Annotated in this window: 18 protein-coding genes; 3 read left to right on the top strand and 15 right to left on the bottom strand. The window is 45.7% G+C overall.

What is annotated here, in order from left to right; all coding sequences use genetic code 11:
* Positions 1 to 160 precede the first annotated feature (160 nt).
* The 3 genes from ARB69_RS06370 to ARB69_RS06360 all read right to left on the bottom strand — a co-directional run bounded on the left by ARB69_RS06370 (position 161) and on the right by ARB69_RS06360 (position 2,340).
* The gene (locus ARB69_RS06370; protein WP_055152034.1) at positions 161 to 778 is read right to left on the bottom strand and encodes a signal peptidase I; all 618 of its coding nucleotides are present in this window, start codon (positions 776 to 778) and stop codon (positions 161 to 163) included.
* Positions 779 to 786: 8 nt separating this feature from the next.
* Positions 787 to 1,296, bottom strand: coding sequence for a hypothetical protein (locus ARB69_RS06365; RefSeq protein ID WP_055152031.1), 510 nt, complete (start codon positions 1,294 to 1,296; stop codon positions 787 to 789).
* A gap of 126 nt (positions 1,297 to 1,422) precedes the next feature.
* The gene (locus ARB69_RS06360) at positions 1,423 to 2,340 is read right to left on the bottom strand and encodes a LysR family transcriptional regulator (protein WP_055152028.1); all 918 of its coding nucleotides are present in this window, start codon (positions 2,338 to 2,340) and stop codon (positions 1,423 to 1,425) included.
* 182 nt (positions 2,341 to 2,522) lie between these two features.
* Between ARB69_RS06360 and ARB69_RS06355 the strand changes: the two genes are divergently transcribed.
* Positions 2,523 to 3,197 (top strand): MgtC/SapB family protein, encoded by a 675-nt coding sequence (locus ARB69_RS06355; protein ID WP_050639559.1) that lies wholly within the window; start codon positions 2,523 to 2,525, stop codon positions 3,195 to 3,197.
* Positions 3,198 to 3,924: 727 nt separating this feature from the next.
* On the opposite strand, the gene ARB69_RS06345 is transcribed toward ARB69_RS06355, so the two are convergent.
* The 6 genes from ARB69_RS06345 to ARB69_RS06320 all read right to left on the bottom strand — a co-directional run bounded on the left by ARB69_RS06345 (position 3,925) and on the right by ARB69_RS06320 (position 12,334).
* Complete coding sequence (locus tag ARB69_RS06345) at positions 3,925 to 4,956, bottom strand: LacI family DNA-binding transcriptional regulator (RefSeq protein WP_050639557.1); 1,032 nt, start codon at positions 4,954 to 4,956, stop codon at positions 3,925 to 3,927.
* A 135-nt stretch (positions 4,957 to 5,091) separates the two neighbouring features.
* Complete coding sequence (gene malQ / locus ARB69_RS06340; RefSeq protein ID WP_050639556.1) at positions 5,092 to 6,573, bottom strand: 4-alpha-glucanotransferase; 1,482 nt, start codon at positions 6,571 to 6,573, stop codon at positions 5,092 to 5,094.
* Positions 6,574 to 6,590: 17 nt separating this feature from the next.
* Positions 6,591 to 7,463, bottom strand: a complete 873-nt coding sequence (locus ARB69_RS06335; protein ID WP_025656881.1) for a carbohydrate ABC transporter permease — start codon at positions 7,461 to 7,463, stop codon at positions 6,591 to 6,593.
* The gene (locus ARB69_RS06330) at positions 7,463 to 8,305 is read right to left on the bottom strand and encodes a carbohydrate ABC transporter permease (protein WP_055152022.1); all 843 of its coding nucleotides are present in this window, start codon (positions 8,303 to 8,305) and stop codon (positions 7,463 to 7,465) included. Before ARB69_RS06330 ends, ARB69_RS06335 begins: the two co-directional genes overlap by 1 nt.
* A 69-nt stretch (positions 8,306 to 8,374) precedes the next feature.
* A complete protein-coding gene (locus ARB69_RS06325) occupies positions 8,375 to 9,736 on the bottom strand; it encodes an ABC transporter substrate-binding protein (RefSeq protein WP_055152019.1) in 1,362 nt (453 codons plus the stop codon).
* Positions 9,737 to 10,081: 345 nt separating this feature from the next.
* Positions 10,082 to 12,334 carry a glycogen/starch/alpha-glucan phosphorylase gene (locus ARB69_RS06320; RefSeq protein WP_050639553.1) on the bottom strand — a complete coding sequence of 751 codons (2,253 nt, stop codon included), beginning with the start codon at positions 12,332 to 12,334 and terminating at the stop codon, positions 10,082 to 10,084.
* Positions 12,335 to 12,538: 204 nt separating this feature from the next.
* Between ARB69_RS06320 and ARB69_RS06315 the strand changes: the two genes are divergently transcribed.
* The gene (locus tag ARB69_RS06315; protein WP_055152016.1) at positions 12,539 to 13,423 is read left to right on the top strand and encodes an AraC family transcriptional regulator; all 885 of its coding nucleotides are present in this window, start codon (positions 12,539 to 12,541) and stop codon (positions 13,421 to 13,423) included.
* A gap of 30 nt (positions 13,424 to 13,453) precedes the next feature.
* Here the strand turns inward: ARB69_RS06315 and ARB69_RS06310 are convergent, their stop codons facing one another.
* From ARB69_RS06310 to ARB69_RS06295, 4 genes are all read right to left on the bottom strand, one after another.
* A complete protein-coding gene (locus ARB69_RS06310; RefSeq protein ID WP_050639551.1) occupies positions 13,454 to 14,284 on the bottom strand; it encodes a PHP-associated domain-containing protein in 831 nt (276 codons plus the stop codon).
* Positions 14,285 to 14,435: 151 nt separating this feature from the next.
* Positions 14,436 to 14,639 carry a hypothetical protein gene (locus ARB69_RS06305; protein ID WP_050639550.1) on the bottom strand — a complete coding sequence of 68 codons (204 nt, stop codon included), beginning with the start codon at positions 14,637 to 14,639 and terminating at the stop codon, positions 14,436 to 14,438.
* 131 nt (positions 14,640 to 14,770) lie between these two features.
* Entirely contained in the window at positions 14,771 to 15,754 is a 984-nt protein-coding gene (locus ARB69_RS06300) for a DUF4203 domain-containing protein (RefSeq protein WP_055152013.1), read from the bottom strand.
* Between the two features lie 30 nt (positions 15,755 to 15,784).
* A complete protein-coding gene (locus ARB69_RS06295) occupies positions 15,785 to 16,786 on the bottom strand; it encodes a helix-turn-helix transcriptional regulator (protein ID WP_055152236.1) in 1,002 nt (333 codons plus the stop codon).
* A 704-nt stretch (positions 16,787 to 17,490) separates the two neighbouring features.
* Here ARB69_RS06295 and asnA point away from each other — a divergent pair.
* Positions 17,491 to 18,501: an aspartate--ammonia ligase gene (gene asnA, locus ARB69_RS06290; protein WP_050639547.1), complete on the top strand. Its 1,011-nt coding sequence runs from the start codon at positions 17,491 to 17,493 to the stop codon at positions 18,499 to 18,501.
* A gap of 52 nt (positions 18,502 to 18,553) precedes the next feature.
* On the opposite strand, the gene ARB69_RS06285 is transcribed toward asnA, so the two are convergent.
* Both ARB69_RS06285 and ARB69_RS06280 read right to left on the bottom strand, forming a co-directional pair.
* Positions 18,554 to 19,165, bottom strand: coding sequence for a C39 family peptidase (locus ARB69_RS06285; RefSeq protein WP_242857544.1), 612 nt, complete (start codon positions 19,163 to 19,165; stop codon positions 18,554 to 18,556).
* On the bottom strand, positions 19,158 to 20,687 hold the full coding sequence (locus ARB69_RS06280) for a Na+/H+ antiporter NhaC family protein (RefSeq protein WP_050639546.1): 1,530 nt from the start codon (positions 20,685 to 20,687) through the stop codon (positions 19,158 to 19,160). The genes ARB69_RS06285 and ARB69_RS06280 overlap by 8 nt, the downstream gene beginning before the upstream one ends.
* Positions 20,688 to 21,509: the final 822 nt, after the last annotated feature.

The raw sequence follows: 21,509 nt of genomic DNA, 5'->3' as shown, positions 1-21,509 counted from the left end.
GGATTTTACAACGGCACAGGCATCCCCTGCAGAAGCCGGACTCCCCTTTCTCTCAGCTGGACGCATCAGGGCGGGAGGATTTTCTCGTCCCTTTGGGACTCGCGGCGGGTGCGGCGGATTGGACTGGCTGTGCGGGGCCTGTATCTCATTTTTTTCTGGTTTAACTGGTGCATATATTGTTTTTTGTCTCTGTGCCCTCTAATGTTTTTTGGTTCTCTGGTTTTTGTTCTGTCTCCTGTTTTTCTTTTTCTGCCTGCTCTTCCTGCTCTTCTTTGTCGAATTTGTCCCAAAGTAATTGGTGGATTATCATGATAATCATTATGATACCTAGTTCTATTAATGCAAATGGACTTTTTAGGAATAGGACGATCCTGCCGACATAGAGGATGTGAAAAACATAGGTGCCTATGATGTCCTGGCGATGGGTTATATAGTCGTCTGGCCGCTCAGCCGTTGCCCCCTGGGTCAGATATCGGATAGAACCGTCTTCCTCGGTTTCTGTTCCACGGTAATAGTGAGTGAAGACGGCATCCTCACCCAGACGGTCTACACGGAAGGATACGATGTCTCCTTTTTTAGGTTCTTCGTCATCTTTTAGGTTTTTAACAAGCACAGCAGAGCCAGTCGGTATGACTGGCTCCATGCTGTCTGTTAAGATTACAAATGTTTGGTATCCTAAAAATTTATTTATCTTTTCCGGACAAATTTTCATTAAAACTATATATGCAACAAGTATAATTAGTAAAACATTCGGCAATATCTTTAATATTTTTTTCATATACCTGTTTATGGCGTAGTATCTTTAGATAACGCTCCGCTTAGAACAACTGTATATTGTCCTGGCGTAGCCCCATCTTCAGGAGTAATTTCAACAGTATACTCCTTTCCTGTTGCAGCCGCAGTCTCATCAGCAAATGGAGTTTGTGTCACAGTTGTATTTCCATCTTTTATTACTGCTTGAACATTATCAACCGGCGTACCCGTGGTATCAGTTCCCGGATACACAGTCGCTGTAAGGGCTAATATTGTTTTCGTGCCAACTGGTACTCCTGTAGCCTGAATTTTAATAGGGGCGCTTTTATATACAGGTGCCGTTCCCCATGCAGTATCTGTTTCAGTATATTGAATTGGATCAGCAGGTGCTGCCACTTCTATCTTATTTCTTAGTGTTACTGTACCTGATGCAGTATCGCTCAACTGATCCCAAGCCGCATAAGACCCCGCCATTGTTACCACGATTGCTCCTGCTGTTAAGAACCCCAGCATTTTCTTTTTACTTAATTGCCATTTTTTCATACCAAATTCCCTCCTAAGGTTTGCTCCAATTTTTAACTGACTTCATTATATACTGGGACAGGAGGTTTGGCTAATGCTTATATCTTATTGTCCCGTGATACGTATTAATTATCACAACTATGGTTTTTAGTCGGCATAGCAATCCATGAAGAGTTTCAAAAAGTCCTCGGCCTGCGGGGACAATATCTCTCTTTTGCGCTTTATCCAGATTAATTTCTGGTGTACATCACAGTGATTCAGTAACAGGCTGTTGATCTGGCCTCTTTTTAATTCTTCTACCTGCCATTTGTTTCCAAATATGAAGGAATCGGTTCTTTTTACCATGTTGATGATTGCATGGTAGTTGTTCATTTGGATTGTTTTATCAAAATCGCTGACCTGGAGCTTACCATCTATTGTCGTGCTGTTGTTTATATTGGCAAAGAAGTCGAGCGGAAGCCTGACACGGCTGTATGGCAGCAGTTCTTCAGCATCTATTGTAGTCCTCTCATAAAATGGATTCTTTTTACCTATGTGGATATACAGGGTGCCCTCGCCGATCTCATGCATTTCCAGCTCCTTTAATTCGGTCAGCTTGTGGAAAGCGGCTCTCTGCATGTTGTTGATTGTCACAATTCCGATGTCAGCCTTGGTCTGTTCAACCTGGTTCAATACATCTTCGATCGTCGTCTCTATGATATGAATACCGGTCCGTCTGGCGCGAATTGTCTCGTAATACTGGTAGATCATGTCATCCCTCATTATCAATTTGCCGATTGCGATACTGATTCTGGATTCTATGTAGTTTTCAGTACTCATCTTTATCTTAGAAATCTCATCGACCTGCTTTAAGATTGATTTGGCATAATAATAGAACCCCTCGCCAAATGTGGTCATCTCCACACCCTTATTTGTTCTGTTCAAAAGCGCTGACCCGAATTCATGTTCCAGACTCTGTATCGCCCGGGTCAGATTCGGCTGCGAAACATACAAGCTGGCTGCAGCCTTTCGCATACTCTTCTGCTCCGCTATCTCTACAAAGTATTTTAAATCTTTTATCTCCATTCGTTCCGCCCTCATAATTATATTCTTTTCAAGAATTATACCTTATTTGCGCATACAATGATAGCAGAAGAGCCTGAAAAACTTTTCCAGTTTTTGTGTTTTCCCCTCTTCCATGGTAAAATAATATTAAGCATAAAAATCTTTTATCTAAACAAACCCGGATACGGGAAGGAGGAACCCTTATGTTGCCACAAGTACTAGTACAGCTTGAATATCTTGCCAGAATTTTAGGTGCGGCTCTTTGCGGTATGGTCGTGGGGTATGAGCGGGAAAATCATTTTAAAACCGCCGGAATCCGTACCCATACAATCGTAGCCCTCGCTTCCGCCGTCATGATGATTATCTCCAAATATGGATTCAATGATATACTGCCGCTGAATCACATCGGTCTGGATCCCTCCCGTGTGGCGGCAGGCATCGTAACTGCCATCGGATTTCTCGGGGCTGGCATCATCTTCACCCGCAATGTAACCGTCAGCGGCCTCACAACTGCCGCCGGCATCTGGGCAACCGTAGGAATCGGAATGGCTTTCGGGGCTGGAATGTATGTGCTCGGGGTAATGACGACCATCTGCATTATCATAATCCAGTTCATCCTGCACAAAAATTTCCGCTGGCTCAAAACACTTTCAATCCAGCAGATCACCCTCGAGATCCGGGAAACAGATCATCTCAAAAGTATCCTGAAAGATTCCTTCGCCATCCGGGACCTTAAGATTCTAACGATGAAAGCAACCCGTATAGACGAAGAAACATTAAAACTGAAACTGAACGTGGCATTTCCGGACGATTATACATTTCAGGATGTCATAGACCTGCTCAAAGAAAACCCACAAATCAAATCCGTGGACATCTAAGCGGAGCGAATGTGGTTTAGTTATTTATGCGGATGGGGGACGCGTATCGGGAGCAGCGTATTTGTATATACTATAATTTTCCTTATACATACCTGGAATATATTAACAAATATATACACATCTTCCATATAGGATAACATTGCGCACATCCTATAACCATCCGATGCCGATGCCCCTAGCCTCCCACCAGGGAGCATTTCCTGCAAAGCAAGCTTCTGCTTCCGCATTGATGAACCAGTCTGCCGTGGAACGGGACGGAGACGAGCCGGGAAGGGAGCGACGCGGGCAGTCGGAAGGGCAGATATGTCATTTCAATAATGCTAAAGCGGAGCTTAGAAATTCTTGGAGGGAAACAGCCGTGAAAATGGGGAGATTTTTTGATCCCGAATCAAAATCAGCTGACCCAGCGCGAGAAATTATCAAATTTCTCACGATGTGTCAGCTGTGCGGTTCTTTCTGAACATTGGGTAATGCAGGGTTTTTGAAAAAACAGCAGGAGCCTTAAGTCTGTGATAAATACAGACATAAAGCTCCTTTGCTATTTGACGCAATTATCATTCTATACCCGGAGTTCAGAAAGAACCGCTGTGCCCCATTTTCACGGCTGTTTGCCTCCTAGAATTTCTTAGCTCCGTGTCCGCATTATAAAATGACATATATGCCCTTCCGACTGCCCGCGTCTATCCCTTCCCGGCTCGTCTCCGTCCCGTTCCACGGCAGGCGTCCCTCACACCAATCCTCTGGTAGACTCCCGAACCAGCAATTCTCCCGGAAGCACAACCTTTTTATGCTGCCCGTTCTTCCGTATTATGTTAAACAGCAGATCGATCGTAACCTTCGCCATCTTCTCTACCGGTTGACGGATGGTCGTCAGTGTCGGAGTATAGTATGACCCGATCTCCAGACCGTCAAATCCCGCCACTGAACAGTCCTGCGGAATCCGGATACCGGTCTCTGTGAGTGCACGGCATGCCCCGATTGCAAGACTGTCAGCAATCGCATATACCGCAGTGAACTCCTGCTTTTTTGCCAGCAGGGACTTCATGAGACGGTAACCGGTCTTCATTGAATAGCTGTCCGTCACGTAGTCCATATGGCAGATCAGCGCTTCATCCGGCTGTATATGGTTGTCTTCCAGAGCCTTCAGATATCCCTCAAACCTAAGCTTACCAATGCTTTCATCCTCTTGATCCGCAGATATAATCGCAATCTTTTTGTGGCCCGCCCTGCACAGATAATCCGTCATCTTATAGCTCTCGGCATAATCATCCACCGACACGGAAGACCAGAGCGGCCCCTCCTCAGTCTCTTCATTGACGATCCCGGAAGTGCTCAGGACAAAGGGGACATCCAGTTGTGCAAGATGCTCACTGGAGTGCGTAATAAAGCCGCCCAGGAAGATAATTCCCTTCAACTTTTTTTCTTTAACCAGCTCAATCGCCGCATCCAGTTCGTTCTCGTGTTCCTCCACCCTCTGCAGGATAAACGTATACTTCTTCCGCTGTGTTTCCTGTTCGATAATGCCTATCATGTCATTGAAGAAGGGATTCGTTATCCCTTTGACCAAAACTGCTATGGCTTTGGCATCGGAACGTTTCAGGTTCCTTGCACTGTTGTTGGGGATGTAATTATGCTCCTTAATCACCCGCATAACCATCTCTTTCGTCTCCGGATTGATATCCGGATGATTGTTGATTGCACGGGATACGGTGCTGACTCCAACCCCGCATATCCTGGCTATATCCTTAATTGTCTCCATGCTGATTCCTGCCCTTATTAAGTATTTTGGACATGCACGCTCCACCGGGCCAATTTTATTTTTATAGAAGTTTCTCTTCGGTATGCTGTCCTTTACGAGATAGAAGACCGTAACAGTTCCGACATGTCTAAACTGTTACAGACGACCGTACAGTTTCGTTATCTTACGTATCTCTTCTATAAGAGTATCATTTAACTCATCTTTTTTCAACCGCCATACCCAATTATTTCCCAGTGTCGAAGGTGTATTGATCCTTGCCTCACTGTCTCTGCAAAGATAATCCTGAACCGGTATCACACACAGCTGCGCCACACTGCCCATGGCCATGGCGATAAAGTCCCATGCCAGCTCATCTTCATCCAGCGCATGCTTGTGCAGATATTCTTTTGCAAAATCACGGCACTCCTTATCCACATGATGATACCAGCCCCGTGTTGTATCGTTGTCATGGGTCCCGGTATATACCACGCAGTTTGGGGTATATGTGTGCGGCAGATAGTTCGCCGATTCTCTGGAATCAAATGCAAACTGTATGACTTTCATTCCCGGAAAACCAGTGTCTTCCAAAAGCTTTAAGACACTGTCTGTTAAAAACCCCAGATCCTCCGCAATAATATTCAGTCTGCCAAGCTTCTCCTCCACTGCCCTGAAAAAACCGATTCCCGGCCCGGGCATCCATTTGCCGTTCACGGCGGTCTTCTCACCATAAGGAATCGCATAATATTCGTCAAATCCCCGGAAATGGTCGATACGGACGATATCGTACAGCCGGAAGCAGTAGGCGATTCTCCGCATCCACCAGGAATAACCAGTCTTTTTATGGTACTCCCAGTCATACAGCGGATTTCCCCACAGCTGCCCTGTGGCGGAGAATCCATCCGGCGGACAGCCTGCCACCGCGGTCGGCTCCTTATTATCATCAAACTGGAACAGCTCCGGAGCCGCCCAGGTATCAGCACTGTCAAACGCCACATAGATCGGAATATCACCGATGATCTCTATGCCATTTTCATTGGCATAGGCATGCAGCCGTTTCCACTGCCTGTTGAATTCAAACTGCTGGAAACGGTAGAAATCAATCTCTTCTGCCAGTTCCCCTCTGGCCTCCTCCAGGGCTTTCTCATCTCTGTCCCTGTAAGGAGCTTTCCATTCCCTCCAGCTGACACCGCCATGCTGGTTTTTCAGGGCCATAAACAGACAGTATTCGTCCAGCCATTCCCTGTTATCCTCCAGAAATGCATGGTACTCCCCACTCCTGCTGCCGTCAAACCTGCGGTACGCCTGCTCCAGGATTTTGAATTTGCCCAGATACAGCTTTTCATAATCTATACTGTCCTTCGTTTTCCCAAAATCATATGCTTTACATTCTTCCTCCGTCAGAAGTCCTTCCCGGATTAAAGTCTCCAAATCTATGAAATACGGATTTCCGGCAAATGTAGAGAAAGACTGGTACGGAGAATCTCCGTATCCGGTCGGCCCCAGCGGAAGAATCTGCCATTTACTCTGTCCCGCCTTTTTTAACTGATCCACAAACTCATAGGCTTCTTTTGAAAAACATCCAATCCCATACTCAGAAGGCAATGCGAAAACGGGTAATAAAATTCCACTTTCTCTCATCGCGTTTCCCCTTTCTGTTAACCTTTCACTGCCCCTGCAGCCACGCCTTTAATAATATATTTCTGGCAGAGCAGGTAGAATACGATGATCGGCAGGATTGCCAGAACCAGCATACCCATCATGGCTCCCATATCCACCGAACCATATCCGCCCCTGAGATACTGCACTGCGATCGGAATCGTCTGATAATCGCTTCCCAATACAAGCAGGGGAAGGAGATAATCATTCCATATCCACATCGCATTCAGAATTGCAACGGTGATTGCAGTTGGCTTTAGTACCGGCAGCACAATCCTGAAAAACGTCTGGATCGGCGTGCAGCCGTCGATCATCGCAGCCTCCTCCAGGGAAATCGGTATCGCCTTAATAAAACCTGCGAACATGAACACCGATAGTCCTGCACCGAACCCAACATATACAAAGATTATCCCAACCGGATTCCCCAGATTTAACGTATCCGTCACCTTGGACAGCGTAAACATCACCATCTGGAACGGTACAATCATAGCAAATACGAACAGATAATACAAGACCGTAGATATTTTACTTTTTACCCGCGTCAGCCACCATGCAGTCATTGCCGTCAGCAGTACGATCAGCAGCACCGAAAATACCGTTATGAAGATGGAATAACCGGCCGCCTTGATCAGTCCTGTTTTAGCCACGCCGTCAATATAGTTATTCAGGCCCACAAACGTATCGCTGCTGGGAAGCGCAAAAGGCTGATCACTGATATAAAGCTTACTCTTAAAGGAGTTGATAAATACCAGGATAATCGGGAATATAAATACCAGGGCCAGTACGGCAAAAATCACGGTCATCAAAGCCCCTGTGCCTTTTGATACTTCCATTGTCTGTACTTCTTCCTGTTTTCTCTTCTTTCCAGCCATTAGCTTTCCACCTCCTTATTTCTCGTAAAATAAAGCTGCGTCAGAGCCAGGATTCCTACTATTACAAAGAATATAACCGCCTTTGCCTGGCCTACGCCTTCCCAGCCGTTTCTATTATAGAAAGTCGTATAAATGTCCAGCGCCAGCATTGCCGTTTTCTTGGACGGAGCGCCTGCCGTCAGCGCCAGGTTCTGGTCAAAGAGCTTGAAGGAGTTGGTCAGAGTCAGAAACAGGCAGATCGTCACGGAGGACATCACCATCGGTATGGTCACCTTGAACAGCGCCTGCAGCTTTGTGGCCCCGTCAATCTTAGCGGCCTCCACCAGTTCTGTGGGGATATTCTGGATGCCCGCGATATAGATAATCATCATATATCCGATGAGCTGCCAGTTCATGAGAATAATCAGGCCCCAGAATCCGTATTTCGCATCTGTCGTTATAGTCACGCCGAATCTGGCAAGCACACCGTTGATCATCAGCTGCCAGATATAACCGAGCACGATACCGCCGATTAAGTTCGGCATGAAAAATGTAGTACGGAACAGATTTGTTCCCTTGATTCCTCTTGTCAGCGCATATGCAAAGATGAAGGCGATCACATTAATGCTGATGACAGAAACAATTGTAAACTTTACGGTAAACCAGAGGGCATTCAAAAAGTCTTTATTTGCAAATGCCTTCAGATAGTTATCTAATCCAACCCATCTTGCATTTGTCACTGTGGTAAATTTACAGAATGATAATCCAATACCAAGAACAAATGGAATCACGAAAAATAATGTAAATGCAATCAGTGTCGGAAGCACGAATATGCAAAAATATTTTTTATATGTCTTCTGCATAATACTCCTCCTGTTCTGTATTTGAGGGTGAGGCAGACCGATTTTCCGCACTCACCCTCCTTGTTTTCTTTATTCAGCTGTTGCTTCTTTTTCTGCTTTCCAGTCTTCGATACAATCTGTCACGACTGTATTCCATTCCTTATTGCCTGACGCATATTCCAGGAGTGATGCCCCAAGGTTGTCTTTGAATGTCTGGCTCGGGAATGTCTGGAAGTCCCAGGATACACTTGTCAGGTCGGGATTCTCCATATAGCGGATCACTTCCTGTGCCAGCGGGTCGGTCGGCTTCTGGTCGTCCTCAAAGGTGTTGAACGGTGTGATAAATCCCAGTTCATTTGTTACTTTGTCCTTGCCTTCATCTGAACTGAACAGCCACTGGATGAAGTCCAGAGACGCCTTCTGGTCTGCCTCAGAAGCCTCGCTGTTGATGCAGAAATAGTTCTCGCCACCTACGCATAAGCCCTGTTTCTCTTCTCCTTTGATGCCTGTATAAATCGGAAGATATTTAATCTTATCTTCTTTTACCGTATTACCGTCAACGCCGCTGATGTCTCCCCAGGCCCAGTTACCGTTCTGCACCATCGCTGCTTTTCCAAGCGCAAATTCAGCCATGGAATCAGAAACGGTCTTAGAACCCAACATAGCCGGCTCTGTAACGGAATTATTCAGATAAAGATCAAAAATATTCTTGAACTCTTCGTTATATTCAAAAGTAATCTCTTTCTCATCTTTCACCTTTTTATCCTGGTACTCATAATAGATCGGAAGGTTCATCAGATGTGTCTGCCATCTCCAGTCCTCGCCAGGTGCAAAGGATGTGGAAGCAAATACGCCTTCAATTCCCAGCTGGTCTTTCTTGGCTGTCATGTCCTCGGTCACTTCTTTTAACTTCTCAAAATTGTTGATCTCTTCGATGGAAGAAACCTTCGCGCCGTCGAGAGCAAAGTATTTATCCATAATCTCTTCATTGTAGATGATGCCGTATCCTTCCACCGCGTATGGAATACCATATACGCCTCCGTCTTCACCCTTAATGGCCATATCCTTGTCATTCAGCCAGGAGTAAAGATCTGTATCGGACAGATCCATACAGTAGTCTTTCCAGTTTTGGTATCCCACTGGTCCATTGACCTGGAACAGCGTGGGGGCATCCTTCTTTGCAATCTCGGACTTCAGCGTCTGCTCATAGGTCCCGGAAGCCGCAGTCTGCACTTTTACCTGCACTCCGGTCTCCTCCGTATATGCTTTGGCAACTGCTTCCCACTGTTCTGCCTGCTCCGGCTTAAAGCTTAAATAATAGACAGAACCTTTATCATCTTTTTTGGATGAATCAGAGGATGCGGAATCTGTTTTATTGCTCCCGCATCCGGCTAAAAGGCCTGCAGTCATCGCTGCTGCCAGTGCTGCTGATAAAAACTTTTTCATCTTCATACTTACTTCTCCTTTTCTGAATAAACTTTTTCTTGTTTCCTTATGTTTTGGAATCGTTGTCGGTATCGATCTCGGTAACGTTTCCAATCCTGGTATTAAATATACACCTGCCACATCATAATTGCAATCCCAGAATTAAGATTCTGTAATTTCTCACAGTTTTTTCTTACGTATTTTGTGCAATTTGTACAGGTGTATTGAGATTCGGGACGGGCCTCCGCCGCAAGGCTCCGCCCCTAACTGTCTTCTTGTTATAACATCGCTTTGCGGTGCACTGTGTCCCCAGTCATTAGAGCAGATACGGTGCAATGCCAGGCTGTTTTCTGAAGCCAGTATTATACCTTTTTATAGTTTCCAGATATCTCTATTATATTCCTCTATTGTCCTGTCTGAGGAGAAATATCCCGCCTTTGCAATATTTACCAGCATCTTCTTCGCCCACTCGGTCCTGTTCTCATAGGCTTTGAGCGCTTCCTCTTTTTTCTTCACATACTCTTTGAAGTCCAGAAGCGTCATGAACCAGTCCTTGCTCATCAGTTCTTTCTGCAGGCGCTTTAAGTTTTCCTCATTCCCCACCGCCAGCATTTTTTTGCTGGTGATAAAGTCCACGGCCGCCTTGATATCCTTATCTTTTTCATAGAAATCCCGGGACACATAGTCTGCCTTTGCATAGTGTTCAATGACTTCATCGCTGGATGCTCCGAATACAAAGATATTATCATCTCCCACCAGCTCATGGATTTCCACATTAGCCCCGTCTTCCGTGCCCAGTGTAACAGCTCCGTTCAGCATGAACTTCATATTACCGGTGCCGCTGGCCTCCTTGGATGCCAGGGAAATCTGCTCGGAAATATCACAGGCAGGGATCAGTTTTTCCGCTTTCGTCACGTTATAATTTTCTACCATAACCACCTGGAGATAAGGGCTTACCTCTTTATCCTTGTTGATGATCTCCTGCAGACATAAAATCATATGGATGATATCCTTTGCAATTACATAGGCCGGCGCGGCTTTTGCCCCGAAGATGACGGTAATCGGAGTGGACGGCCGTCTGCCCGCTTTGATTTCCAGATATTTATGGATCACATACAGGGCATTCATCTGCTGGCGCTTGTATTCGTGGAGACGTTTTACCTGGATATCAAAGATAGAATCCGGATTCAGTTCAAGCCCCTGGGTATCTCTCAGATAACCGCAGAGAACCTTCTTATTCTCCTTCTTTATTTCCAGGAGACGGCTCAGTACATTCTTATCCCCGCGGTAATTCATCAGCTTTTCCAGCTGTTTTGCATCAGAACGGTATCCCGTACCCACGATAAAATCAAGCATTTCGGTAAGCTGCGGATTGCAGTGAAGCAGCCATCTTCTGAATGTAATTCCGTTCGTTTTATTATTGAATTTTTCCGGATAAATCTTATAAAAATGATTCAGCTCATTGTCTTTGAGAATCTCCGTGTGCAGAGATGCAACCCCATTCACACTGAATCCGTAATGGATATCGATATGAGCCATATGGACCGTATCATTTCTGTCTATAACAGCCACGCTCTCATCTGCATACTTTCTTCTCACCTTATCGTCCAGCACTTCGATGATGGGGACCAGCTGGGGCACCACCTTTTTCAGATAATCCACCGGCCATTTCTCCAGTGCCTCTGCCAAAATTGTATGGTTCGTGTAGGCACAGGTGCGTGAAACAACATCGATGGCCTCATCCATCTCCAGCCCCCGCTCCATAAGCAGCCGGATCAGCTCCGGAATCACCATTGTCGGATGCGTATCGTTGATCTGTATGACCGCGTAATCCGGCAGGTCATAGAGTCTGCAGCCTTTTGCCACACATTCATCCAGAATAAGCCTTGCACCGTTGCTGACCATAAAATACTGCTGATAAATCCGCAGCAGGCGTCCATCCTCATCACTGTCGTCCGGATACAAAAACAGAGTCAGATTCCTGGCGATGTCCTTCTTATCAAATTCAATCCCCTCCTCCACAATACTCTCATCTACAGTCTCTACATCAAAGAGATGCAGCTTATTTGTGATATTGTTGTATCCCGTAACTTCGATATCATACATTCTGGAATTCAGGGTCATTCCCCTAAAGCTGACCGGATAGGACACATCCGTTTTAGTCAGCCAACTCTGCTTCTCAATCCATGGATTCGGGGTCTCTTTCTGCAGTTCCTCCTTAAACTCCTGTTTAAACAGGCCGAAATGATAATTTAGGCCAATTCCGTCCCCGTTCAGCCCCAGTGTAGCGATCGAGTCCAGAAAACAGGCCGCCAGCCTTCCAAGCCCCCCATTTCCCAGGGATGGCTCAGACTCGATTTCTTCGATCTCACAGATGTCTCTGCCGTTTCCCGCGAGAACATCCCGGACCTCATTGTAGATACCCAGATTGATCATATTGTTGGAGAGTAATTTTCCAATTAAAAATTCAGCAGAAATATAATAGAGCTTCTTTTTGCCGCCGTTTTTCTCTTTTTGCCGGGCCATTTCCTGCACGATCTCCAGAAGTGCGAAATAGATCTCCTCGTTAGAAGCTTCTGAAATCCCTTTCCCCAGCTTCTGTGTCATTGTATCCTGTATACTCATAATATTACTCCTTTCATAAAAACTCTAATTGGCCTTACATTAAGTCTATGTCAGAAACAGTCCAGGAAGGCCTGAACTGTCATCTATGTTATGCATTTTAATACGATTCCTGTTCATTTTCTTGCAAAATACTCTTAAATTATAGTACAATACTATCATTCTTTTATAACTCACCTACATTGCTACAGAAAGCGAGGCACCGTTTTGAATCTCACGGAGTACCAGAATTACCATGAAACCAAATCCCATACAAATGCTGATTTTCCTTATAATACTTATCTATGTTCCATTCCGCTTGATTTTATACAAGTTCCGCTCCACTGGCACGAAGAAATTGAGTTTATTGTTATAAAAAAGGGACAGGGCCTGGTATCTGTTAACCTTCAGACCCGGGAAATAACCGCCGGAGATATCGTCTTCATCCTTCCCGGCCAGCTCCACTCGATCCGGCAGAAAGACGGATGCAGCATGGAGTACGAAAATATTCTGTTTAAGCCTGCGCTGCTGGTGTCAGATAGCAGCGATCTTTGTACCACACAGTTTCTGCAGCCTCTGCTGAGTGCAGAACGTGCCGTCCTCACCTTCCTCACCCCCTCCTGTTTAGCATATGCGGATCTTGCCGGCTGCATCAGCCATATTGATGACTTATGCGCCGCCCGGCCGGAGGGATACCAGCTGGCGGTGAAAGGATATCTCTTCCAGTTCTTTTTTCTGCTGGTCTCCTCACAGACAAACAGAGATTCCGCCGCAAAAATCAAGGCGAAATCTCTGGAAAAATTAAAAACGATTTTGAAATATGTTGAAGAACACTATGCCGATACGATCACGATAGCGGATATGGCCGCCCTTACTTTTTACAGCAAATCCCACTTTATGAAATTCTTTAAGGACCACATGGATATGGGGTTCACAGAATATCTGAACGACTACCGCCTCAGCATGGCCGCCCGGCTGCTTGCCGCCTCCGGCTTATCTGTACTGGAGATTGCCACAAGGACGGGTTTTGACAATCTCTCCTACTTTAACCGGCTTTTTAAACGCAAATATGGGCAGACCCCCAGAGAATACAGAAAGACCCTAACAGATTAGGCAAACCTGAACTGTCACAAAAGCTGCCGTTTATGACAGCTTTTGTTCTCCTGTATAGTACATTTCAATCGGATCTATGGGATCGATGGGGTTCTCTACCTCCATCTTCTCTTTCCTTCCGTGGCGTTTGAGAAGTTCTCCGCCTTTGTTGTAAAACCAGAAAGAGTAGACAAGCACTTTATTGACCTTCCCGATCCGGTCTTTTGTCGTCTTCTCATACAGCGTTCCTCCGGTCTCCAGCTTTGTCTTTTTATGGATCATGGAGATCAGTTCCGTCTCACAGTTCACCGGCTCGGGCAGAATGGTATAGGCCCGTCCCACACAGCCCGGCTTATGGGAATCGCTTCCACCTACCGTAACCTTGCCATACTTTTCGGCCAGCTTCCGGGCACCTGCATTGGATGCCTCGGATTCACAGGAATTAAATACTTCCACAAAATCAAAACGCTTCATCACTTCCGGGTTCGTATAAAATCTCTTTGTATTCGTAATGCTCAGATACTTCTCGCCGCATGGGTGCGCAGGCCCGAGAATCCCGCCGTTGCGGTGCACCAGGTCGATCAGGACGGATACGGGCATGCCGCGCATCTCCAGCAGTCTCATCTTAACCCCCTCCGGCATGATAACCAGGATGTGTCCGGCATCCCTTGTGTCATACTCGATTCCCTTCAGTACAATAAAATCGGTATGGATCTTCCCCTTCATGTGATGTTTCCAGTAGCGGTATCCCTTATAAGTATTGTGATCTGTCACCACCATACCCTGAAACCCTTTGCTCTTTAGAATCGTAATGTATTCATCCAAGCTTACTTTGCTGTCTATAGAACCTTCCTTTACATGGCAGTGCATATCAATCTTCATAAGTAAGCCCCCTTTTTTAGTTTATATATTTATATGTATTATACAACTTTGTCAGAGGGCTGGCAATAAATTCACAGTCTTTTCATCTGCCGCATTTTTTACCGTCATGTGCTTTCCTTTATTTCAGGGGGTTTACGATTTAGTTTTATATTTATTTAATATTCTGTCCATTTTCCTGCCGTTCTATCTTTCCAACTATATCCACTATGGCCAGGATACTTCCGATCCATCCAAATATATAAACATATCCCGGAACCTGAACCTCGGTAAAACAATATAATACGGCCATAATCAACAGTACAGCCGCTCCGATTCCCATGACAGCTCCGCTCAGCAATGATTTTCTTAATGACATAAAAACACACCTCTCTCTCATATGAATCCATCATATCAGAAAGGGTGTGTCATAAAACGGACTTTACTTTTTTATTTCAAATCATTTTACACTAATTTTAAACTATTGTAATTGGAACTAAAAGTATATTATTATCTCATTGTCTCTTTATCATCGTCCAGATCCAGAATAGTAATATCATCATCCATGTCTCCGTCCAAATACTCCTCATCACCAGGAAGATCTTCGTCGTCCAGATACTCTTCCTCATCCAGCAGATCATCGTCTTCCATAAATTCTTCTTCATTCAGGAACGCTTCGTCTGCATCTGCTTCGTTCTCTGCCTCCACAGCCGCTTTACTGGCAGCAGCCCCTGCTGCAGCTGCCGCACCGGCAGCAGGATTCTTCTTTTTGACAGGCTCTGTACTGTCCAGATTGTCGATCATTGCCCTTGCCTTGTCCACTTCATTGGCAGTAGAATGCTTTTTCCTTATCTCTTCCGCTTTTTTCAGATGAAGTCTTTTGCGCTTTTTGGATTCCAGTAAGAACTGTACGATCACACCCAGAATAACCAGAACCGCAATCGCCGCAATCCGCACAATCTCATTTTCCAGAGGAAGCAACCCATAGACCGCCTGTCCCGCAGTAAATCCGCCGAACAGTGAAGTAACTACCATCGTGACCGGCTCCGCGAACTTCAGGGTAATCAATCCGATCACCAGGCCGATTCCAACACAAACAAGCGTATAGATCCAATCCGCCGGCTGTATAAAGTAGGCACTGGCCACGGTTCCCAGGAACCACCCGACAACAAAGACCCCCGCCAGATAAAACCGCGCTCCCAGAACTGCCAGAATAATACCTGCAACAAGGCCTATAATCCAGGCAATATTATCACTGACGTTAAAGTAATAGGCCGCATAAGTACCGCCTGTCACTCCGATCACCAGGCCAAAGAAAGCAGCCCAGAAACGGACCATCTTCAGCCCAAAGAAACAGAAGAGCAGGCCAATAGCTGCAAACACGGCCAGAGTAATCATATCCTCCGGCGTCAGGTTCCGCCCCTTCGTTGTCAATGCCGTCAGGCCGCCGTTGATCTCGACCTGCAGTCGTTGAAATATTAAGTTTACTTCCATTTTGTAAATCTCCTTATCCCTTGTTAATATTTACCTTTGTTCCCCGCTGTCATATACCTCCGAGATCTCCCGCAGCAGAGTCAGATATGCATCCGCCACATGCGCCGGTGAAAGAATCCTTACATCCTTCCCAAGTCCCGTCAGCCATCCAAAAAACGGATCGCTCACCGCCACTTCGACCCTGGCGATAAAATGCTGCTCACCATCCGGCCTCACAGATACATCTTTCCCAAATCTGTCAATGACAACACCTATGTATTTATTATGAAATCTGATACGTAAGGTCTCCTCCTCCCCACCAAACATACCAAATGTTTTTTTCGCATAATGGGCCAGATCAAACCGGCCAAACTCCTCCCTGCCAGACCTTGGCTCCTCCAAAAGCTCGATCTCCAGCATCTTATCCACTCTGAAATGCTTCAGCATCCCCGCATCCATATCGAATCCGATGAGATAATAATTCTCGTCATCCCACGTCAGCGCCCACGGACTGACCTGATAGGGGCTGCCGTCCTTCTTCAGACGGATGGTTTTGTCAATCGTCCACTCAAAATACTTGAAAAGAATCTGCTGGTTCGAAGCAATTGCCGCGTGCAGCTTGTCTATATTATAATAGATACTTTCATTCATCGCCTTGATCCTGTTGGTTACCACGACCTGGCGCTGCAGCTGTTTCGCCTCATGGCGGCTGGCCAGCCCTTCAATCTTGTGGATCAGGCTGTGTGATTTCTTCTCAGTGATAAATCTGGAGGACTGGACTGCATCTACTAAAAGTTTCAGCTCTGCCAGTTCAAATTCATGTCCTGCCAGATAGTAGCCTTCCGGCCGCTCCTTTCTGTACGCAATGTCCAGGCCAAACCTTTTCAGCGATTCTATATCACTGTACAGGCTCTTTCTCTCTGTCTGGATTCCATACTCTCCAAGCTTTTCCTCCAGCTGTTTTCTTGATAATGGATGATCTGCATCTGTTTCTTCCAGAAACAGCCTCATCAGATACAGGATTTTCTCCTTTTGGTTGCAAGATTTTGCCATAATATTCTCCCCTGTATAATCCCACATTTTAGGGTATGTTTGAAAATTCATTGCCGCAAAAGCCACTCCATTTTGCAACCATGAATCTTAAACACGTCCAAACCTGTACCTATCTTATTTTAACAACATTCCTTAAAATATACAATATAAAGATGGATGCTAACCTAATAATGATTAACACCCATCTCTATTCTGATATCTCTATCATTCTTTTTTTACCTCTTTCTCTATCTTTTGATAGGGTTTGGTTTTTAAATTAAGTATGCTGGCGGACCGTACCTCCTATTCTTAGACTTCCTTACCGGACTTAGATTCTCTGATCTTCTCTCCCTGATGGATTTTACTTCTCTCATAACTTTCTCGTCATTATGATAATTTCTCCATCTCTCTTTTCTAACCATTCACTGTGATCCGATAAGCTAAAACTGTATTGAGCTTTCATTTACGAAGAATTTTCCTCTTGTTTTACAAGATTACTTCTTCTTTTTAAATGATTGTTCAATCAGTTTTATTCTTGTTATAATAATAACATTTATCTCTTTCATTGTCAACATATTTTTAGTTATTTGTCATATAATCTTCCAATTATCTGTTAATTTATCATTCTTCACTCCTCATTGACTTCTTTATCATGAGAATGTAGAATAGGAATATCGGATTTTCAATAATATTAATGTATAGAAAATAACAAAGGAGTTTATATTATGGAACAATTGACAATTCCCCAGGGGTACCGCTCTCCCCTTACCATACGGGAAACCGAAGTCGCCATCAAAGAAATAAAAGACCATTTCGAGCGTTCACTGGCAAAGTCACTTCATTTAACCCGTGTGTCCGCACCGCTTTTTGTCCGCCCCGAATCCGGGCTGAATGACAACTTAAACGGCGTGGAACGTCCCGTTTCCTTCGGAATCAGGGAACAGGAGGATGCCCCCGCTGAGATCGTGCATTCTCTTGCAAAATGGAAAAGGTATGCACTGAAGCATTATGATTTTCATTCCGGAGAAGGGTTATACACGGATATGAGCGCGATCCGCAGGGATGAGGATACCGATAACATCCACTCCCTCTATGTGGACCAGTGGGACTGGGAAAAAATCATCTCGAAAGAAGAACGCAATACGGAAACGCTGGAATATACAGTTCGCAAAGTATACGGCGCATTGAAGGAGACAGAAGATTTCATTTCCAGGCGCTATAATTACATAGAGCCCCTGCTGCCGGATGATATTTACTTCATAACAGCCCAGGAGCTGGAAGAGATGTATCCGGGCAAGCCGCCGAAAGAAAGAGAACATTTGATCGCCAAGGCTAAAAAAGCCGTGTTTATTTCCCAGATCGGAAAGACACTGGCTTCCGGCCAAAAGCATGACGGCCGTGCCCCGGATTATGATGACTGGGAACTGAACGGGGATATCATCGTCTACTATCCGGTACTGGATATCGGTCTGGAACTTTCCTCCATGGGAATCCGTGTCGATGAGGACGCTTTGAGAAAGCAGTTAAAGCTTGCAGGCTGTGAAGATCGGGCCGAACTTTCTTTTCAGAAGGCGCTCCTTGCCGGAGAGCTTCCCTATACCGTGGGCGGCGGAATTGGGCAGTCCCGAATCTGTATGTATTATCTGCGCAAGGCCCACATCGGAGAGGTACAGTCTTCCATCTGGCCCGAAGATGTGCTGAACCTGGCTTTGGAGAACGGAATACAGCTTTTATAATTAGGAACAGGAGGGAATCTGAAGGCATACGCCGCAGATTCCCTCCTGTTTTCTATTCTACTCTCACTTTCCTAAGCCCCACAGCCATTGAATGCTGTGCCGCATGACGATCCTCCACTACATCTTTTGCATAGCGGATCACCCCATTATTGTCATAGGGATCATTAAAATAATATCCTTCCTCATCATAACCTACCAGCAGCATACAGTGCTCGTTGGATATCCAGGTAAACTCGCTGCCGCAGCCCCTTAGCTTCCAGCATGGGCCGGTAATTGGTTCACGCATGTTGATACATGCCCAGAAAACAACGGGCATTCCCTGGTCAATGTACATTTTCAGCAGTTTCTCAATCGGAGTCCCTGTCTCATCTATGACTTGGTAGGAATCTCCAACCGCTTTCTCCAGTGCATTTTTGATGACCGGCGCATAACAGCCAAAGGATTCTTCGTCATAAGGGCTTCCACAGAAGCATTCGTTAGGATTTGGTCCGTAAAGCTCTCCATCCTGCTCTTCCAGCTTCCCAAGCTCCAGATATTTTTCAATAAACTCGTCCACAGTTATAGAATACCCCAGATACTGGAGCAGCATAACTGCTGATACACTCTCACACCCTGTCGGGTATTTGACACTTTGGTCTATGTAAGGTACCTCAAGTTTAATCATCTGCATTCACCACATCGCATTTCGGCGTAAACTTTTTCATGAGTGACAAAACAATAAACAGAATTGCAAGGCTCAGCAACAACGTAATCCACCATACCTTTACAAATCCGGCAATAATATAACCAACCACGCAAACGATTGCAACAACCATCGCATACTGCATCTGCGTCGATACGTGATTGATATGATTGCTCTGTGCCCCTGCCGAGGACATAACTGTCGTATCTGAGATCGGAGAAATATGGTCTCCGCACACTGCGCCTGCCAGAACTGCAGATACAGCAATAACCATCATTTCCATATTATTAGCGGAAGAGAACATGGCAACAACGATCGGTACAAGGATTGCGAAAGTTCCCCAGGATGTTCCCGTAGAAAATGCCAGGAAAATTGCCACTGCAAACATAATTGCCGGGATTGCCACGCTTGCGGATGCATTTGCCCCTACTATACCGCCTACAAAATCAGCAATACCAAGCGCATCGCCCATTCCTTTCAGAGACCATGCAAAGATTAGAATCGCAACTGCCGGAATCATCAGCTTGAACCCTTCCACAAAACTGTCCATAAAGCCCCTGAATGTAATTACCTTTCGCGGCAGATATAAAAGAAGCATAAATATAATAGTCAGCATGGTCGCAAAGATCAGGCTTGTCTCCGCATCACATCCCGCAAATGCATCGACTACGCCCGTGGCGCCGCCCTGAAAACCGGTAAATATCATAGCCCCTATGGCCGAAATAATCAACACTACAACAGGAAGTACCAAATCAATAACTCTTCCCTTTGCAGAAGAAGTCTCCTCCTTGATCTGATCAAACTCTTCCGCACCTGTTGTAAACAAATCCCCTTTTGCCGCATTGTCCTCATGTTTCTTCATTAGGCCGAAATCAAAACCTGAGATGATAATAAAGAACACCATGGCAATCGTCAGCAATGCATATAAATTGTAAGGTATCGTTCTTAAGAACAACTGGAAACCTGTGATACCAGCATCCTCAGGAACATAAGAATTCACTGCTGCAGCCCAGCTTGAAATCGGAGCGATAATACAGACCGGCGCCGCTGTGGCATCAATGATATACGCCAGCTTAGCCCTGGAAACTTTATACCTGTCCGTTACCGGCCTCATAACAGAACCAACGGTCAGGCAGTTAAAATAATCGTCCACGAAAATCAGAAGACCCAGGCCCGATGTAGCAAGAAGCGCACTCTTCTTCGTCTTAATCTTGCTCCCCGCCCAGTTTCCATAGGCGGCAGACCCTCCTGATTTCGCCATCAACACGATAATCATACCAAGCAGTACATCGAATATCAGAATATTCAGATTCATACTGCTCTTCATGATATCAAAAAATGCAACAAAAGAATCCCACGGCTGGAACCCGGTGTACAGCAACGCTCCCACCGCAACACCGATGAATAAAGAGCTGTAAACCTCTTTTGTTACAAAAGCCAGAATAATGGCTAAAAGCGGCGGTACCAAAGACCACCATGTTCCGATAAACATTGAACCGTCCATAAATCAACCTCTCTCTCATTTTTATTCCTGTATCTTATTCCAAAGTTTTGCTCCTGCACCGCCCACAAGGTATAAATAACGGGATGTTCCTGTGGATACCTGATTCTGCAGTTCTGCTGAAGGCCCGTCCGCATGGCGCCAGGTGCGGGGTATCTCCATGGATACTTCACCGCACAGCCTCTCTCCCGGAAATATGTATGGCAGGCGTTCTCCGGGGCGAAAAAACGGGAAAATACAGATATGGACGCGTCTGCTTTTGCCGACACTATACTTATTTTATCGAATTAACGCGCAGAATACAATCTTTTTTTGTAATTTGTGCGGGAACCAGGCCCGCCTTTCACTTAGCTTGACGCATCCAATCGGTAGGAAAAGATCTCCCTGCCGGATGGGGCTTCTGGACGAGAGCAACGGATGCTGGTTGTAGGGGCCGGGCTGCATGAAAGGGGGAGTTTATCGGAATATAGCGTGCCCAGCAGTAACTCCTCTATTTTACTTCCTATGGGGGTATCGTATGCCCTTATCCAACTCCATCCGCTGCCCCGTCAGGTTGCCTCCATGGAGCGGGTTTTCCTGCGCCTTGATGAACGCAGCCTGTCTGTAACGGTACTCCTGCCGCAGCCCGGGAAACTTTCCTGCCCCTTTTGACGGCATAGAATGTGCCGTAGTATCACTAGATAAAAACCACACCGGATTGGGAGGCTAAATGCTGCTTCCGAAGCAGCATTTAAGGCGGCCTGAGCCGCGCAATTCATCAGAATTGCGGGGTGAATGCCGCCGGTGCCTCCCAATCCGGTGTGGTTTTTATCTAGTGATACTTGG

It is taken from the genome of Faecalicatena contorta (assembly GCF_001404335.1).
Classification (GTDB): domain Bacteria; phylum Bacillota; class Clostridia; order Lachnospirales; family Lachnospiraceae; genus Faecalicatena; species Faecalicatena contortus_B.
The sequence above is the reverse complement of the archived record's forward strand: the minus strand, read 5'-3'. Positions and strand labels throughout refer to the sequence as shown.

Excerpts from the sequence above, each read along its gene's own strand:
- ARB69_RS06370 (WP_055152034.1), bottom strand. The coding sequence starts at position 778 with ATGAAAAAAATATTAAAGATATTGCCGAATGTTTTACTAATTATACTT.
- ARB69_RS06365 (WP_055152031.1), bottom strand. The coding sequence starts at position 1,296 with ATGAAAAAATGGCAATTAAGTAAAAAGAAAATGCTGGGGTTCTTAACA.
- ARB69_RS06360 (WP_055152028.1), bottom strand. The coding sequence starts at position 2,340 with ATGGAGATAAAAGATTTAAAATACTTTGTAGAGATAGCGGAGCAGAAG.
- ARB69_RS06355 (WP_050639559.1), top strand. The coding sequence starts at position 2,523 with ATGTTGCCACAAGTACTAGTACAGCTTGAATATCTTGCCAGAATTTTA.
- ARB69_RS06345 (WP_050639557.1), bottom strand. The coding sequence starts at position 4,956 with ATGGAGACAATTAAGGATATAGCCAGGATATGCGGGGTTGGAGTCAGC.
- malQ (WP_050639556.1), bottom strand. The coding sequence starts at position 6,573 with ATGAGAGAAAGTGGAATTTTATTACCCGTTTTCGCATTGCCTTCTGAG.
- ARB69_RS06335 (WP_025656881.1), bottom strand. The coding sequence starts at position 7,463 with ATGGCTGGAAAGAAGAGAAAACAGGAAGAAGTACAGACAATGGAAGTA.
- ARB69_RS06330 (WP_055152022.1), bottom strand. The coding sequence starts at position 8,305 with ATGCAGAAGACATATAAAAAATATTTTTGCATATTCGTGCTTCCGACA.
- ARB69_RS06325 (WP_055152019.1), bottom strand. The coding sequence starts at position 9,736 with ATGAAGATGAAAAAGTTTTTATCAGCAGCACTGGCAGCAGCGATGACT.
- ARB69_RS06320 (WP_050639553.1), bottom strand. The coding sequence starts at position 12,334 with ATGAGTATACAGGATACAATGACACAGAAGCTGGGGAAAGGGATTTCA.
- ARB69_RS06310 (WP_050639551.1), bottom strand. The coding sequence starts at position 14,284 with ATGAAGATTGATATGCACTGCCATGTAAAGGAAGGTTCTATAGACAGC.
- ARB69_RS06305 (WP_050639550.1), bottom strand. The coding sequence starts at position 14,639 with ATGTCATTAAGAAAATCATTGCTGAGCGGAGCTGTCATGGGAATCGGA.
- ARB69_RS06300 (WP_055152013.1), bottom strand. The coding sequence starts at position 15,754 with ATGGAAGTAAACTTAATATTTCAACGACTGCAGGTCGAGATCAACGGC.
- ARB69_RS06295 (WP_055152236.1), bottom strand. The coding sequence starts at position 16,786 with ATGGCAAAATCTTGCAACCAAAAGGAGAAAATCCTGTATCTGATGAGG.
- asnA (WP_050639547.1), top strand. The coding sequence starts at position 17,491 with ATGGAACAATTGACAATTCCCCAGGGGTACCGCTCTCCCCTTACCATA.
- ARB69_RS06285 (WP_242857544.1), bottom strand. The coding sequence starts at position 19,165 with ATGATTAAACTTGAGGTACCTTACATAGACCAAAGTGTCAAATACCCG.
- ARB69_RS06280 (WP_050639546.1), bottom strand. The coding sequence starts at position 20,687 with ATGGACGGTTCAATGTTTATCGGAACATGGTGGTCTTTGGTACCGCCG.